This window comes from Mycoplasma miroungigenitalium, assembly GCF_013008635.1.
GTDB lineage: Bacteria > Bacillota_I > Bacilli_A > Mycoplasmatales > Metamycoplasmataceae > Mycoplasmopsis > Mycoplasmopsis miroungigenitalium.
Window position 1 is genome coordinate 260985 of sequence record NZ_CP053096.1, and the last position, 15377, is coordinate 276361.

Annotated in this window: 15 protein-coding genes and 2 tRNA genes; 12 read left to right on the top strand and 5 right to left on the bottom strand. The window is 30.5% G+C overall.

Going from position 1 to position 15377, the window contains the following annotated elements:
* Positions 1-193 precede the first annotated feature (193 nt).
* Both HLA87_RS01210 and HLA87_RS01215 read left to right on the top strand, forming a co-directional pair.
* On the top strand, positions 194-1114 hold the full coding sequence (locus HLA87_RS01210; RefSeq protein WP_237022751.1) for a DHH family phosphoesterase: 921 nt from the start codon (positions 194-196) through the stop codon (positions 1112-1114).
* Positions 1115-1474: 360 nt separating this feature from the next.
* Positions 1475-3226 (top strand): MATE family efflux transporter, encoded by a 1752-nt coding sequence (locus HLA87_RS01215; RefSeq protein ID WP_171111122.1) that lies wholly within the window; start codon positions 1475-1477, stop codon positions 3224-3226.
* 63 nt (positions 3227-3289) lie between these two features.
* On the opposite strand, the gene HLA87_RS01220 is transcribed toward HLA87_RS01215, so the two are convergent.
* Genes HLA87_RS01220 through HLA87_RS01240 form a run of 5 tightly spaced genes read right to left on the bottom strand, consistent with a single transcriptional unit; the run spans position 3290 to position 7923 of the window.
* Complete coding sequence (locus tag HLA87_RS01220; RefSeq protein ID WP_237022752.1) at positions 3290-4057, bottom strand: pseudouridine synthase; 768 nt, start codon at positions 4055-4057, stop codon at positions 3290-3292.
* Positions 4038-5132, bottom strand: coding sequence for a nicotinate-nucleotide adenylyltransferase (locus tag HLA87_RS01225; RefSeq protein ID WP_171111124.1), 1095 nt, complete (start codon positions 5130-5132; stop codon positions 4038-4040). Before HLA87_RS01225 ends, HLA87_RS01220 begins: the two co-directional genes overlap by 20 nt.
* A 2-nt stretch (positions 5133-5134) precedes the next feature.
* Complete coding sequence (locus HLA87_RS01230; RefSeq protein WP_171111126.1) at positions 5135-6364, bottom strand: Y-family DNA polymerase; 1230 nt, start codon at positions 6362-6364, stop codon at positions 5135-5137.
* Positions 6357-6776 carry an iron-sulfur cluster assembly scaffold protein gene (locus tag HLA87_RS01235; protein ID WP_237022753.1) on the bottom strand — a complete coding sequence of 140 codons (420 nt, stop codon included), beginning with the start codon at positions 6774-6776 and terminating at the stop codon, positions 6357-6359. The genes HLA87_RS01230 and HLA87_RS01235 overlap by 8 nt, the downstream gene beginning before the upstream one ends.
* Positions 6766-7923 carry an aminotransferase class V-fold PLP-dependent enzyme gene (locus HLA87_RS01240; RefSeq protein WP_237022895.1) on the bottom strand — a complete coding sequence of 386 codons (1158 nt, stop codon included), beginning with the start codon at positions 7921-7923 and terminating at the stop codon, positions 6766-6768. Before HLA87_RS01240 ends, HLA87_RS01235 begins: the two co-directional genes overlap by 11 nt.
* A 213-nt stretch (positions 7924-8136) precedes the next feature.
* On the opposite strand from HLA87_RS01240, the gene rplM reads away from it, so the two are divergent.
* The 10 genes from rplM to HLA87_RS01290 all read left to right on the top strand — a co-directional run bounded on the left by rplM (position 8137) and on the right by HLA87_RS01290 (position 15305).
* A complete protein-coding gene (rplM, locus tag HLA87_RS01245) occupies positions 8137-8571 on the top strand; it encodes a 50S ribosomal protein L13 (RefSeq protein WP_171111128.1) in 435 nt (144 codons plus the stop codon).
* Between the two features lies 1 nt (position 8572).
* Positions 8573-8974, top strand: a complete 402-nt coding sequence (gene rpsI / locus HLA87_RS01250; RefSeq protein WP_171111130.1) for a 30S ribosomal protein S9 — start codon at positions 8573-8575, stop codon at positions 8972-8974.
* Positions 8975-9035: 61 nt separating this feature from the next.
* Positions 9036-9112: transfer RNA gene (locus tag HLA87_RS01255), tRNA-Ile, on the top strand.
* Positions 9113-9186: 74 nt separating this feature from the next.
* Positions 9187-9534 carry a cupin domain-containing protein gene (locus HLA87_RS01260; RefSeq protein ID WP_171111132.1) on the top strand — a complete coding sequence of 116 codons (348 nt, stop codon included), beginning with the start codon at positions 9187-9189 and terminating at the stop codon, positions 9532-9534.
* Entirely contained in the window at positions 9527-10411 is an 885-nt protein-coding gene (locus tag HLA87_RS01265; RefSeq protein WP_171111134.1) for a UTP--glucose-1-phosphate uridylyltransferase, read from the top strand. The genes HLA87_RS01260 and HLA87_RS01265 overlap by 8 nt, the downstream gene beginning before the upstream one ends.
* A 40-nt stretch (positions 10412-10451) precedes the next feature.
* On the top strand, positions 10452-10973 hold the full coding sequence (locus HLA87_RS01270) for a hypothetical protein (protein ID WP_171111136.1): 522 nt from the start codon (positions 10452-10454) through the stop codon (positions 10971-10973).
* 12 nt (positions 10974-10985) lie between these two features.
* Positions 10986-11693: a phosphorylase family protein gene (locus tag HLA87_RS01275; protein ID WP_171111138.1), complete on the top strand. Its 708-nt coding sequence runs from the start codon at positions 10986-10988 to the stop codon at positions 11691-11693.
* Between the two features lie 74 nt (positions 11694-11767).
* Positions 11768-12304 carry an NUDIX hydrolase gene (locus HLA87_RS01280; protein WP_171111140.1) on the top strand — a complete coding sequence of 179 codons (537 nt, stop codon included), beginning with the start codon at positions 11768-11770 and terminating at the stop codon, positions 12302-12304.
* 125 nt (positions 12305-12429) lie between these two features.
* Positions 12430-12520, top strand: a tRNA-Ser gene (locus tag HLA87_RS01285).
* 70 nt (positions 12521-12590) lie between these two features.
* Entirely contained in the window at positions 12591-15305 is a 2715-nt protein-coding gene (locus HLA87_RS01290) for a cation-translocating P-type ATPase (protein ID WP_171111142.1), read from the top strand.
* The last annotated feature ends 72 nt before the right edge of the window (positions 15306-15377 follow it).

Sequence of the window (15377 nt, forward strand, 5' to 3'; positions counted from 1 at the left end):
TAACAAATTAAGTTAACACAGTTACTGTCTTTATGTATTGCTACGCTATTATAACGCAAACAAGTAAATTTTAAAAATAATTTTACCTATTCATAAATTTATTTTTTTATCACGTAAACCTATTTATATATAGCAAAAGCCAAAAGTTATTGAGCTTAAAGTTATAAAGAATTACTTGTATAATAATATTGTTATGAATATGAAAGATAAATTTAAAAAATTTTGAGAAATCATTAATCAACATGAATATGTTACATTATGTACTCACACTAACCCGGACGGCGATACAATCGGTTCTTCAGTCGCATTTAAAGAAATTATTGAATTAAATTGTAAAAACATTAAAGAGGTAAAAATATCTGGTGGTGACTGTCCGAGAAACTTAAATTTTTTATTTGAAAAGGAGCTTTCGTTAGTCGATGATGAATTTTTTGATAAATCTTTAGTTGTGGTCGTTGATACATCTGCAAAGAAAAGAATATTTGATAAAAGAGTCATAACGGAAGAATCGCTTAAATTTGATCATCATCCTTGTGAAGAAAAATGAAAATTTGAAATTGGCGGTGATTATTGACCTGCTACTGGTCAACTACTTGCTGAAATGGTAATGACATTAAATTTGAAATTAAATCAAAAAGCTTTAAAGGGACTGGCGGTTGCGATATTGACCGATACAAACAATTTCGCTGAAAGAAACATCTCTTCAACAACATTTGATGTCATGTCATATTTGCTTAAACAAGGTTTAGAATATAAAGAAGTTCTTCTTCAAATGCAGCTAAACAAGGAAGAGAAAAAACTTATTTTCGAAACAATATCAACTGCAAAAACTGATGGTATTGTCACCTATATAATAAGCAAAGAAACTATTTCAAATGATATTGTCAGACCTTTAGTTAATACATTTTTAGATATTGCCGATACCGAAGTTTCACTTTGTGTACTTAAAAATGTAGAGGGTAAATATCGCTGTTCTATCAGATCGCGTTCGTATTATGATGTTAATAAAATAGCAAATTATTTCGGGGGCGGAGGTCATAAAAACTCGTCAGGATTTGTTATAAACTCATTAGAACAACTATCTGAAGTGGTTGCTAAAATTAACTTAAAATAATACTTTTTTATAAGTCAGATTTTTTTCAAAATCTGACTTATTTTTTATTACTATTCAAAAAATAAAAAAATAGGAGCAAAAACAATATAATATAAGAAAATAAATTCCCTAATTTTACAAATAGCCCTTTAAATAAGTGATATAAGTTTAAAAAAATTTTTTACGTTACTCGCATATTTTGTATAAAATAAGAATGCATTTAAATACACGTCGTTATGACTTTAGTCAAAACAAATATTAAATAAACAATCCAAAAAAACAAGCATTCGCGACGTTTTATATTAAATACCAATAAATCAAGTAATTTATTGTTGCTTTTTTTATTCGTCAAATTTTAAATATTAGAAAGGAGATTCATCTATGGAAAATGAACAAAGAAAACACATCAAACAAGATCGTGCAAACAGATTATTTGGTAATACCCCAATTAAAAAAGCTATTTGAATAGTTGTTATTCCTTCACTTCTTACAGCTTTAATGGTTGGATTGTATTCATTCGCAGACACTATCTTTATTCAGCAATTTGTGCCAAAAACAAAAATAATTTTTGATACAAATACTAACCCAGGAGAAATTTATAATTTCTTACCTTCCTTAAACATTCGTCACATCACGCATGATGAATATTATGCTTTATATGAAAAATATAAAAGTGTCGGAGCCGGCATTCCAGAAATTAACGGTAATTTAATAGTCTCAACTGCTAACGCTGCATTTCAACCTTTAATTGTATTTTCAAACTCAATAGTTTTTTTAATACCGGTTGGAGCAAGTATTTATTACACAAAATGTATTGGTAAAGGTTATGAATTTACTGGTAAAAACTTATGAGCAACTATGTTTTGAGTTTGCTTTAGTCTATCACTTTTAGCAACATTAATCTCATTTACTCTTGTTGGGTCTGGATTAATAGACTCGTTGGCTGGTCGAAACATTGTTGACCCTAATGTTGTAAAAGACAGCAATGAAAGAGAATTGCTTCAAGCATATTACGATGCCGCTCACAATATGAGTGTTTCGTGAGCAAGTCAATATGTATATATTTATGCATCAGGAACAATTATTCAAGGTTTAAGCTTATTCCTTTCTTACTTTATTAGAGCTGAAGGGTATAACGTTTATACGATGGGAGTCGGAATCGGTTCTAACGTTATAAACATTTCTCTTGATGCTATCTTTATTATTGTTTTGAAACAAGGTGTTTTAGGAGGTGTCGTAGCCACTGTAATAGGATGAACATTTAACTTATTAATGTATGTGTGATACGTAATTTACTTAAATGTAAAAGGCAAATCATGATTGGACTTTAGAAAATTGTTTAAATTTAAATTTAATAAAGCGCTTCTTGGACCTACATTTTTACTTGGTGCTAGTGGGTTTGTTCGTGGTTTTGGTACAGCAATAGCTTTTGCGGTATTGAACTTACTATTTACCAAAACTTCATTCTCCTTGAGCGGAAGCTATCAATTCTACTTAGCTAAATGTATGCCCGTTTTATTCCTATTCGTAATGGCAATATTTGGAATAAATGATGGTGCAAGATCGTTATTATCATTTAATTACGTAAAACGTGACTTTAAAAGATGTAGAGAAATATATATATGAACATTAATAGTTGCTGTAACTTATGCAGTGTTGTCATATATTTTAGTGGCCGCAACTGCCGAATCTGTCATTGTTAAAATTCTAAATACTACTGATGATACTAAATATGAGGTTGCAAAATTCATGAGAGTTATGATGTTAAGAATTGTCTTTCTATCATTCTCAATTTCATCAGTCTTACTTTTCCAAGGAACAAATGATATTGAAAAATCATTATTATCAGTCTCAATGGAAAATTTCATTTGTTACCTAATAATTGCCCCTTTAAGCTGATTGATAGGTTCGTTAATATTCCGTTATACCGGAAGCTATGAATGAAGTAATTATGCAATACTTATTGCATTTGTAGTTAACTCATTAATTTCGTCAATGATTTTATTTGGCTTTTCTTGACATTATACAACTAAAAAACTACCAAATATCGACCAAGCCAAATTGTCGTGAAGTAGAAAAATTGAACATAAGTTTTTCGCTCAAGCTGCTGAGTATGAAAAACAATTCGCATAATAGAGCTTGGCTCTATTTTTTTACTGATTTACTTATTATTCAATTGAAAACAAAAAATAGAGATTACTCTATTTCTTTTTTATTCAATTTTTCTTTTTGAATTCTAATAATGTTTTTTAAGTCTTTTAGTTCTTTAAGGGTTAATTCACGATAAGTGCCTTCAGGCATTTTATCTACATTAATATTAGCAAACGATACACGTTTTAAATTAATCACTTTATGACCAATAGATTCGAAAAGCTTTTTAACATGATGATATGAGCCAACATGTAATGTGACAAGATAACTTTTGTGCTCAACTTGGTCAACTATTTGCTTTGAAAGTTTATTATTTACCATTACCCCTTCATTTAACATTCTGAATTTTCTTAGTGAAAGTGGTTCATCAATACGCGCACGATATGTTCTGGGTATTTCATATTTAGGGTGAGTTAATTCATTAACCATTTGCAAATCATTCGTCAAAATGATTGTTCCAGTTGTATTGTAATCAAGTCTCCCAACCGGAACAACTCTATAATTATTAGGTACTAAATCAACCACTGTCTGACGCCCAAACTGATCTTTTGAACTAGAAACAGTTTTTTTAGGTTTATTAAGTACGAAATATACAAGTTTATCAACTTTGTTTTCAATTACTTTACCATTAATTGTTACAATATCATTTTTAGTGACCTTGGCACCTAATTTAGCGACTATGCCGTTAACAAGAACTTTTCCTTCCTTAATCATTTTTTCAGCCTCGCGTCTAGATGCTAAACCCGCCTGAGCTATAAATTTGTGTAATCTTATTTCTTCCATTTTTCCATCTCTATTCCATCCATTTATCATAGATTTTTTGCTGTTCATCATCAAAAACCACACCTTTAGATTTATTATATTCATAATTAACTATAACCACTTGTTTAAAACCTTCTTCGAGATTTTCAAGAGCTAATTGACGTAATTTTTGAACTCCACTAAAAGCTCTGCCATCACAAATTTTGTCCGCAATAAACAAAATTTTATCTAATTTTGTTAGATTGCTTTTTAAAGTGGTGTGACACTCGATAGCGTCAACAATAGATTGGTCATTAATCATATAAACATATTTAACTCATAATGAACCACAAACTTGGTGTAACTTGTGTCGAGGATAAATGCTCTTATCAAACCCATTTAATCCAAAACTAGATATAAACTCTCTTGATGCTTGTTCCGGAACTTCTTTACAAATATCGTGGAAGAGACCTGCATAATATCCCTGATTATAAGTTAAACCATTAGCTTTTGCTAATTTAGCGCTGAATTCAGCAGTGGCTACTGAATGTTTAGCTCTTAAAGCCGTTAATGTGGAGTGCACAATTTCTTTAGCAAATAGTCTGTTTTGACCTATAAAAGCATTGACCTTGGGGTCAGTGTAAGACAAAACTCCTTTTCTGATGGCGGTTGAGGATTCTTCATACAATTCGTTATTAAGTTTTATGAGATTAAATCTTTTAATGTTTGTTTTATTGAAATTATTGCTTCGTTTAAAAACTACGAATTTGGCAGTTTTGGTGATTTCTTCAATAAATTCTCATTTATGTAAGGTAGGCAGACAATCTGAACCAATAAGGAAAAATAATTCATCTGATTCGTATTTTTTAGCAAAATATCTAATTGTTTGATAAGTATAACTTACACCGCCTTTCTTAATTTCATACTCCGAAATTTCAAAGTTCTCAGGGCAATCATATATTGATAACTCTATCATTTTAATTCTGTCCTGAGCGCTAACATTTTTTTGTTTTTTCTTGAATGGATTAGTGGCTGCAGGAATAAAAATCAATTTATCTAGCCCTAATTGTTCATAAGCATATTTGGCAATCTTAATATGTCCATTATGGACTGGATTAAAACTACCTCCAAATAATCCTATTTTCATAATTATCCTTTCTTTGCTGTATCTTCGCATAAATAACGTGACTGAATATTTTCCTTGACTTTATCTCTTTCGAATTCGTCACCAGTTTTTAATGATTTTACTCTCATTTTATAATTTATATTTTTAATAATACTTTTAATTTTGTCTTCGTGTTCAGTAGCTTCAAATAATGATATTGGTTTTACGACATCAAATTCGTTTACTAAACGAGATAATTTGACTCCAATGCCTCTAATAAAATTCTCTTTAAATATGTTATTGAAAATTGAACTGGCTTTAGAGTAAATCTCATCGCTGTCATTAGTTGGAATATTGAGCGTCATTTGTTGACGAGTTCAGCGTTTAGCAGTGCTTCTTACCGAAACAGTTATTACGTGACCAACAGCATTACGATTCTTAGCTCGTAAACTTACTTTTTGACATAAATTAAATAAAATTTTTAATATCTCATCGCGTTCATCCAAATCAAAAGACAAAAATGTTAATTCATTTCCTATTGATTTTAAATCATTATGTCCATAATTTAATTCTTCATTAAATATGCCCTTCGCTTCATCGATGAAACGCTTGGTTCTTGAACGAAAAATTTCATATAAATCGTAATCATTTTTGTCACGAGAGGCTAATTTCCCTATTGTGTCAATTCCAATTTCCTTTAACCTTTGAGAAGTACTCTCACCGATACCAAAATATTCATCAATTCCTAATGGTCAAATTCTATCTTTAATATCTATTACCTTGGTATGGAGAACACCAAAAGGTTTGGCTAGATTAGTTGATAATTTAGCCAGAAATTTATTGTGGGAAATGCCAATGGAAATAGGTATACGAAACTTCGAATATACACGTTTTTGTATTGATTTCGCTAAATTGACTGCATTATTTTCATCAGTAATATTTGTCACATCCACCCAACACTCATCTATTGAATAGACCTCTATATTTTTAGTGTAATTTTCTCCTAGAAAATCAAATATTTTGTTTGACAAATTAATATATAAATCGAAATTTGGCTCTATAAAAATTGTTCTTGGTTCTTTTTCTAAAATTTTGTAATTGGGTCACCCTGATTTTGCGCCTTTTGCTTTTAACTCATAACTTACTGAACAAGCAATCGAACGTTTAAGATTTTTGCCAATTGCAATGGGTTTACCATCATACTGAGGGTTCAATACGCGATGTGCGCTAGCAAAATAAGAATCAAAATCAATATGAAAAATTATTTTAGACATTTAACTCTTCTTTAAGAGCACTTGATAGTAACGTTGCACAATAATATCTATTAGGGTGTTCTTTAACATTATTAAAAATTGCTAACTCTCCTAGTTCATTTTCAATTGAATTATCCCCACCATTTTTAATAAAAGATTCATATTTTTCAATGAAATTAGATGCTTCATCTACACTTTTGCCATTAAGTTCTTTACAAATTAAATCAGTAGAAGCAATCATAAATGCGCAGCCCTTCGCATCAAAATACAAATTATTTATTTTATTATTGTTAATTTCAAAACTGAATTCAAGATAATCAGCACACGCTTTCCCATGTCTGGTTATTTTATTATTATCTAGTATTTTTTTATATTCGGGTTCTAAGTAATGCGCCATAATAATTTGGCGTTTTTGTTCGTGATTAAATGACAATGAAATCCCCTCCTTTTTCTAAAGAATCAACAAGTTTTCTGATTTCTTTTTTATTATTATAAACTCCTAATGAGACTCTGACATATGAATTTTCCTGTGTTATATTTCTAACATAATATGCGCAGAAAAGTCCAGATCTTACATATATATTTTGAGTACCTAAATAGTGCGCAATATCATGAGAATCTACACCTTTAATATTGAATAAAATAATGTGATCATTTGGCTGTGTATAAATTTGAATATTCGGAATTTTTGATAGTTTTTTATAGGCATAATTAGATAAATCATTCAAAATTTTTTGTGTTTTTTCATATCCTAAATAAGTATTAAAGAAATCGAGCGCTTTATCAAACATATAAATACCAGCAAAATTAGCCGTACCTGATTCAAATAAATCAATTGAGTCATTTTTAATTCAAGTGCATGATTTATCTATGTTAAGAACTGATCCACCTCCAAAAAATACAGGTTCAAGTTTTTTTAATAAATCATTTTTTATTGCTAAGACCCCTAGGCCTGTAGGCCCATAAAATTTATTACAACTAAAAGCTATAACATCAGAAAATTTTGCTCTAACAGGTTCGTAGACAATTGCCTGAGCAGCATCATTAACAATGATTGCCCCGACTGATTCGGCTTTTTGTTTAATTAATTTCATATCAGTAGAAACATTGAAATTGTTATTCATCTGAGCAAATGCGATAACTTTAGTTTTATCATTAATATTATTAAGTAAGTCATTTTTAACTATTATTTTTGCACCAGTCTTTTTTGAAATTTCTATTCATGGAACAAAATTTGATGAATGATTAAATGAACTTAATAAAATTTCGTCACCTGCTTTAAGTTTAGATTGTATCATTAATGCAAACATATTTAATGATGCTGTGGTACCTGAGGTAAAAATAATTTTTGTTTCATCGATATTTGTCTCTAATAAATCACAAATTTTTTTACGTAAACTATTGATAATAGCAATATTTTGGATTCCTAACGGTGCATTGTTAGTTCTCACACTAACAGAATATTTTTTATAAAAGTCTGTACTTGCCTTAATAGCCATATCAGGCTTTAAACATAGTGCAGCATTATCAAAATAAGTAATTTTTCTTAACATTTTAAAATGATTTCTTAGTTTTTTCATAATTCAATTTTATTGCACTATTCGAAATATCATTCAACTTTCCAAAAAATTTCCTTTTATTTTTGTAGATTTAATGTATATTTTTATTTATACCGAGATAAGCTTGTGTCGCTTAAATCGATATACCATTCGGTTCGACGAATGAAATCCAGTAAAAAATTATCCCGTTAACGAATTGGTTTAACCAATTAAAAAATATTGAGGAGAAAAACAATGAGACAAACAACTATTGTAAACAAAGAAAACGCAAATAAAAAATGATACGTTGTTGACGCCGAAGGACAAGTTCTAGGTCGTTTAGCAGCTACTGTCGCAACAGTTTTAAGAGGAAAGAATAAACCAACCTTTACGCCAAATGCTGACATGGGTGACAACGTTATTATTATTAATGCTGAAAAAGTTGTATTAACAGCTAACAAAGAAGAAGACAAAGTTTACTACCACCACACAGGATACCCTGGCGGTCTAAAAAGCATCACTGCTGCTAAGTTAAGAATTAAAAAACCTACAGCAATCGTACAAAAAGCTATCTACGGTATGTTACCTCATACAAAATTAGGTGATAAACAACGTAAAAACTTATTTGTATATGCAGGTCCAGAACATGCACACCAAGCACAACAACCAGAAAGTTTAGAGGTAAAATAATATGGCTACAAAATCAGTTATCGAATATCGTGGTTTAGGACGTCGTAAAAGTTCTACAGCGCGTGTTATTTTAAGACCGGGTAAAGGTACATTTACTATTAATGGTCGTGATGCAAGAGCTTATTTAGCATCAGATTTATTTTTACAAGATGCTTCACAACCTTTAGCATTAACCGAAACAGTTGGAAACTTCGACATTACAGTTAATGTTCGTGGTGGTGGACTAAGTGGTCAAGCCGGTGCTATCCGTTTAGGTATTGCTCGTGCATTATTATTAGCAAGTGATTCATACAGAGCTAAATTAAAACCAGCAGGTATGTTAACTCGTGATGCTCGTGTTAAAGAACGTAAAAAACCAGGTTTACGTAAAGCGCGTCGTTCACGTCAATTCTCAAAACGTTAATTTTAATTTTTTATTTAATAATCTAAAAAGTTGCGGTATAATTAATTCCGCAACTATAAATGCGAGCGTAGCTCAGCTGGTTAGAGCACACGACTGATAATCGTGAGGTCGATGGTTCGAGTCCATTCGTTCGCACCATTTCATTAAGTTGACCAAATGACCCTAGCGGTCATTTTTTTATTTTTTTTATAGAATTGTTTAAAATTAATAATATGTTTGAAAAAATAAAACTAATTAAAGACGCAATGATTATTAAAGATGATGTCGATCATTCTAAATCAACAAATGAAGAAGCTTCTCGTATCTTATTTAATAATAAAGGCCATAAAATTGAGATAATACATTCTTTTGAATATAATTCCGATTGAATGATAAACAATGATTTAGAACACGCTTTTTTAATCAAGGGAACAGCAATACTTGAAGATGAAAACAGAAATGTTTTTGAAATGTCAGAAGGAGACTGTTTACGAATTGAAAAAAATGTTAAACATAAAATTATTAAGACATCACAACATGCAATTTGATTAGCAATTCATATAGGAGACATAAATGAATAAAAAAGTTAAAAAATTAATTATCCCAGCAGCTGGATGAGGAACAAGATTTTTGCCAATGACAAAAATAGTTCACAAAGAATTAGTACCTATTCTAAATAGACCATCTTTAGATTTATTAGTTGACGAAGCTTTGGGGGCTGGCATTGATGAAATTATTTTAGTAATTAGCAAACGCAAACAAGATATATTGAATTTATTTTCAGTTAATGAAGCTCTTGAAAAAGAGTTGGAATCAAAAAACAAAAATAAACTATTAGATTTGGTTCGCAAAACTAATCGTTCTAGACACATCAAATTCGTTTTCCAAGAAAAACAAAACGGATTAGGAGATGCTTTAGCTTCAGCAAAAGAATTAATCGGTAATGAACCTTTTGCTGTCATTTTAGGAGATGATTTAATCAAATCAAGCACTCCTGCCATTAAACAGCTAATTGAATTTTATGAAAAAACAGGAGCTAATATCCTGGGTGTTCAAACAGTAGAATCAGAAAATGTTCACAAATATGGCATTGTTAAACCTCTTAATAATGAAGAAAGAAATTTGAAGTCATTTGAAATCAGTGACGCAGTAGAAAAACCCGCTTTGGAAGTTGCTCCGTCACACAAAGCAATTCTTGGAAGATATGTATTTAATCCTGAATTATTAGATATTTTGTCTAAAATTGAATATGATGGCAAAAATGAAATACAAGTGGTTGATGCATTTGACGAGTTAAAAAACAAATATAATCAAAAAATCTATGCTTTTGAATTCGAAGGTACTAGATACGATCTTGGTTCTACAGAAGGATTTGTTAAGGCAACTATTGATTATTCATTGGAAAATGCTGAAATTAAAGATAAAATTATGGAATATATCAAACAAAAAGTTAAATAATAACACAAATTGTGTATGATTAAATTCGTAAAGGAGAATCATGAATAAAAAACTTTTATTAACCCTAGGGTTTGTGGCTAGTTTGCCAATGGTTACCGTTGCTGCTAGTTGCTCAAAACTAAGCAAAGATGGTCAAGAATTACAACAATATGTTGAAAATGTGGAAAAAACTCTTTTACTTAAAATGAAGAATCAGACCTTCAGTAGCGATAAATTAATTAGCAAATTAACACCAAAATTAGAAAAGGTGATTTTAGATGCTAAAAACTTAATTAACGATACTCAAAAACATGAAGATTCAGAATATAAAACACATCTTCACAATTTAGTAGATGTAGTCAAAGCTAGTCAAGAAAGAATAACTTTACTTGACACTAGAAATAATTTAAAAAGTATAATGAAAACATTAGAAACAAATATTGAAGAACATCAAAAAGCTCCAAAATATTCAGACGAAAGATATAAAAAAATAAAATCTTTATATGATGATTTAAAAGCTAATATTGATAAAGATGATATCGTCCTATTGCAATCATTATATAAAAAAGCTCAAGAATTATAGAAGGAGGCTATCATGCCAACACCACACATTAGCGCCCAAAAAGGCGAAATAGCAAAATATGTATTAATGCCTGGAGATCCATTACGTGCAGAATACATGGCTAAAAAATTTCTTAAAAATCCAAAATTAGTTTCTTCAGTAAGAAATGTATTATTTTACACCGGAGAATATAACGGAATGCAAGTAACTATCGGTGCCTCGGGAATGGGCGCTGCATCAATCGGTATTTATGCGTACGAACTTTATACTGTTTATGGCGTTGAACAAATTATTAGAGTAGGTTCAACTGGTTCTTATATTGAAGAATTAAATGTGAAACAACCAGTTCTAGTTAATAGAGCTTATGCAGATGGTTTCGGATTCGTTGAACTTATGGTTGGCGAACGCACACACGAAATGTTTCCAACAAAATCTACAATGGATTCACTAATTGAAGCAGCAAACGATATGGGGGTTGAATTAAAACAAGTTTCTTGTCATACTACAGACGTGTTTTACGGTCTAAGAAGCATTGAAGAAACAAAAAAAGTTACTCAATGTCAAGTTGTGGATAATGAATGCTTTGCATTATTTGCTACTGCTTTAAGATGTAATAAAAAAGCTGGTGCTTTGCTTTCGGTTTCTGAAAACATCGTGACCGGAGCTAGCCTTTCTAGTGATGAAAGACTATTAGAATTTTCAACTATGTTTGAAATCGCCTTAAATTCACTAAGCAAATAATATATAATGAAACAGAAATGTTTCATTTTTTGTTAAATATTGAATAATGTGTATATTCGTAGAATGGAGATATGATGAAAAACAACACAAAACTATTTCAAAATGACTGAATAAGTGTATTTAAATCTGATAAAGGTTTTACTTATTGTCAACGTCGTAGTATTAACTCAATTGCTGCACTATTGTTTAAAAAAGTTGATTCTGGATATGAATTTATGATTCATTATCAACCTCTTCCAGAAGTTGAAGAAAAGAAAAGATGAGATCAACCATATCCATCTGCTATAACTGGTAGTATTGAACACAATCAAACTCCAAGTCAATGTTGTATTAATGAAGTGTTGGAGGAAGCTGGTTACAAAATAGAATTATCTAACATTATTGCTCATAATGTTTGTGTTGCAACTACACAAATGAACGAAAAAGTATTTAACTTTGTCATTGATGTAACGGACTTAACGGCTCATGACATACTAACTGATGGTTCAATATTCGAATCAGTGGCTTACAATGAATGATTCGCGCAGGAAGAATTTGAGTCAATTTTAAAATCGGAATTACATCTATCTTCATTAAGCGCTCTTTATACTCTTTTCCTACTTAATAAGTAAATCTCATTTTGAGATTTTTTCATTAAATTGTTAAATCTTATTGAATTTTTACAGCAAAAATATTAAAAATAACTTTTTTTTGTTCCCATAAATATAATTTAAATATATAATAGTAGAGCAAAAATGGGACAGTACTCAAGAGGCTGAAGAGGCGGCACTGCTAATGCTGTAGGGGTGGCAACACCCGCGGAGGTTCAAATCCTCTCTGTTCCGCCATTTTTTTATACTTTTTTTGTTAATATTTATGATATACATTAAAATAATATCCAAAGTAGAAAGAGAAATTATGAATAAAGAGGAATCATTAAAATATAACGGTTTAACTTCAAAAGAAGTTTTATCAAAAAAACAAGAATTCGGACCTAACTCGTTAATTAAAAATAAAAAAATAAATCCGGTAGTGGCTTTCTTTAAACAATTTTTAGATCCTATGATAATTTTATTAATCATAGGTGCTGCAATTTCATTAGGATTAGCCATTTTCGAACATGTTACTAATAAAAAAAGCGGGGTAGACTTAACTATTAGTTATGTTGAACCAGCGATAATTATTTTAGTTATTGTACTAAACTCAATGCTCGGTGCATATCAAGAAGTTAAATCCGATAACGCTGTTAGAGCATTAGAAAAAATGAACGAAACGTACTCGAATGTAATTCGTGACGGAAAGGTCGTAAAAATAAAAGCAACAGACCTTGTTCCTGGTGATTTAATTATTTTAGCGGCCGGCGATACTATAAGCGCTGATTGCAAAATTATAGAATCTTCTAACCTAATGGTGGTTGAATCTTCATTAACTGGAGAAAACTTACCAATTTCTAAATTTGCTGATTGAAATGCAGAAACTAATACTATATTGGCGGAAAATAAACACTTATTATACTCAGGAACATATGTTACCAACGGTAAAGCAACAGCATTAGTTGTTGCTACTGGAGTTAATACTGAATTAGGTAAAATCAATGAATCTATGCAAAAACAAGGAAAAAATATTACGCCTTTACAATACAAACTAAATAACTTAAGCAAGTGATTTGGTATCGGTGGTGTTGTCTTACTATTTGTAAGTCTTTTTGTTCAAATTTTACTAAACAATATTTATACAGGTGTTTGAGACAATTTAGACATCTATACACACTCGCTAGTAACTGCAATAAGTCTAGCAGTAGCTGCAATTCCAGAAGGATTAATTACTTTTACGACTGTTTTATTATCCGTAGGAGTTAAAGCTTTATCAAAAGAAAGGGCGTTAGTTAAAAACTTATTAGCTGTAGAAACACTTGGTTCTGCGTCTATTATATGTACTGATAAGACAGGTACCTTAACTGAAAATAAAATGAAAATAGTAGATGTTTTTGATTTATCATCTAATTTAATATTAAGTAAGAATAAAGACAAAAGTAAATTTAAAAACATAGCCTCATTATTAACTATTTGCAATGACGCTTTCATTGATTTTGATAAAAAAACAAGAACATTCAATGAGATCGGGGATCCTACGGAAACTGGAATGTTGAGATTTGCCCATGAATTAAACATTACCAAGGAAGAGACGTTAGCAAAAACACCAATAATTCAATCATTGCCTTTCGATAGCGACCGTAAAATGCACTCGGTTTTAGTCGAAATTAACAGTGAAAAATGAATGATAACCAAGGGTGCACCCGATATTATTATTAGCAAATCTATTAATATAAATAAAGATGAAATACAATCAATAAATGATAAATGGGGTGGCGAATCATATAGAGTTATAGCGTTAGCTCGTAAAAAGATTGATAAAGAGAAAATTTCATTTAATGATGAAGAAAATTTCGAATTTATTGGTCTTATTGCCTTAATCGACCCCCCACGTGAAAATGTTCGTGAAAGCGTTGAAAAAGCTAAAAGAGCAGGAATTAAAACAGTAATGATTACTGGAGATCACATCATTACAGCTAAAGCTATAGCTAAAAATTTAGGTATTTATCAGGAAAATGATTTATGTATATCAGGTACCGAATTATCTAAAATGTCTGACGAAGAACTTAACGAAAAAGTCAAAAAAATAACTGTCTATGCTAGAGTAAATCCAGAAGATAAACTTCGTATAGTCAAAGCATGACAAAAACACGATGAAGTTGTTGCAATGACTGGAGATGGCGTAAATGACGCACCTGCGCTTAAAGCATCCGATATAGGTTGTGCTATGGGTATAACTGGAACTGATGTATCAAAACAGGCAGCAGATTTAATATTGGTTGATGATAATTTCAACACAATTGTTAGCGCTGTTAAAAATGGACGTACTACATTTGATAAAATCAAAACAATTATTATGAACTTATTAGTTTCCTCAATAGTTGAAATCTTGGTAATGTTAATTGGTATGATCGTATTCTTCTTTGCTTATAAAGAACATTATTTACATGAATTTTATATTTTCGGTGCTAGTCAATTACTATGAATCAATCTTGTATCTCATGGCCTACCAGCAATAGCCTTAGGTTTTGTGGATAGCGGTAAAAACGTTATGGATAGAAACCCATATAATAAAAAAGAAAGTATTTTCTCACGGGGAATGGGCTCAATACTTATTTGACAATCATTATTGTTGAGTCTTGCAACTTTAATCTCATACACAATTGGCGCTGAATATGCAATCAAAAATGGATTAGAGCTAGCTCAAATTTCATCTACTTGCGCCTTCATTACTTTGGGTCTTGCCTGTGGTATCAACACTATTAATTTCATGAGTGAAAAATCAATTTTTATTTCTTCATTCAAAAAATACTGATTAGTTTGAGCTGCAATAACATTTTCTGCAACAACAATTTTACTGATTGCATTGGTTCCTCAAATTGCCCAAGTCTTTAGAATGGCGGACATCATTAATCACCCAATTATAATTATTTCATCAATACTATTAGGATTGGTTCTTATCGCAATGATAGAATTAATTAAATTATTCAAACTTGTCAAAGTTTGCGTGAAAAGCAATAAAAAACTTAGTTCCGACTAAGTTTTTTATTTAAATCAGTTTACATCTATTCAAAATAAAAAACGAATCGTAGCGATTCGAGTTTAATTATTT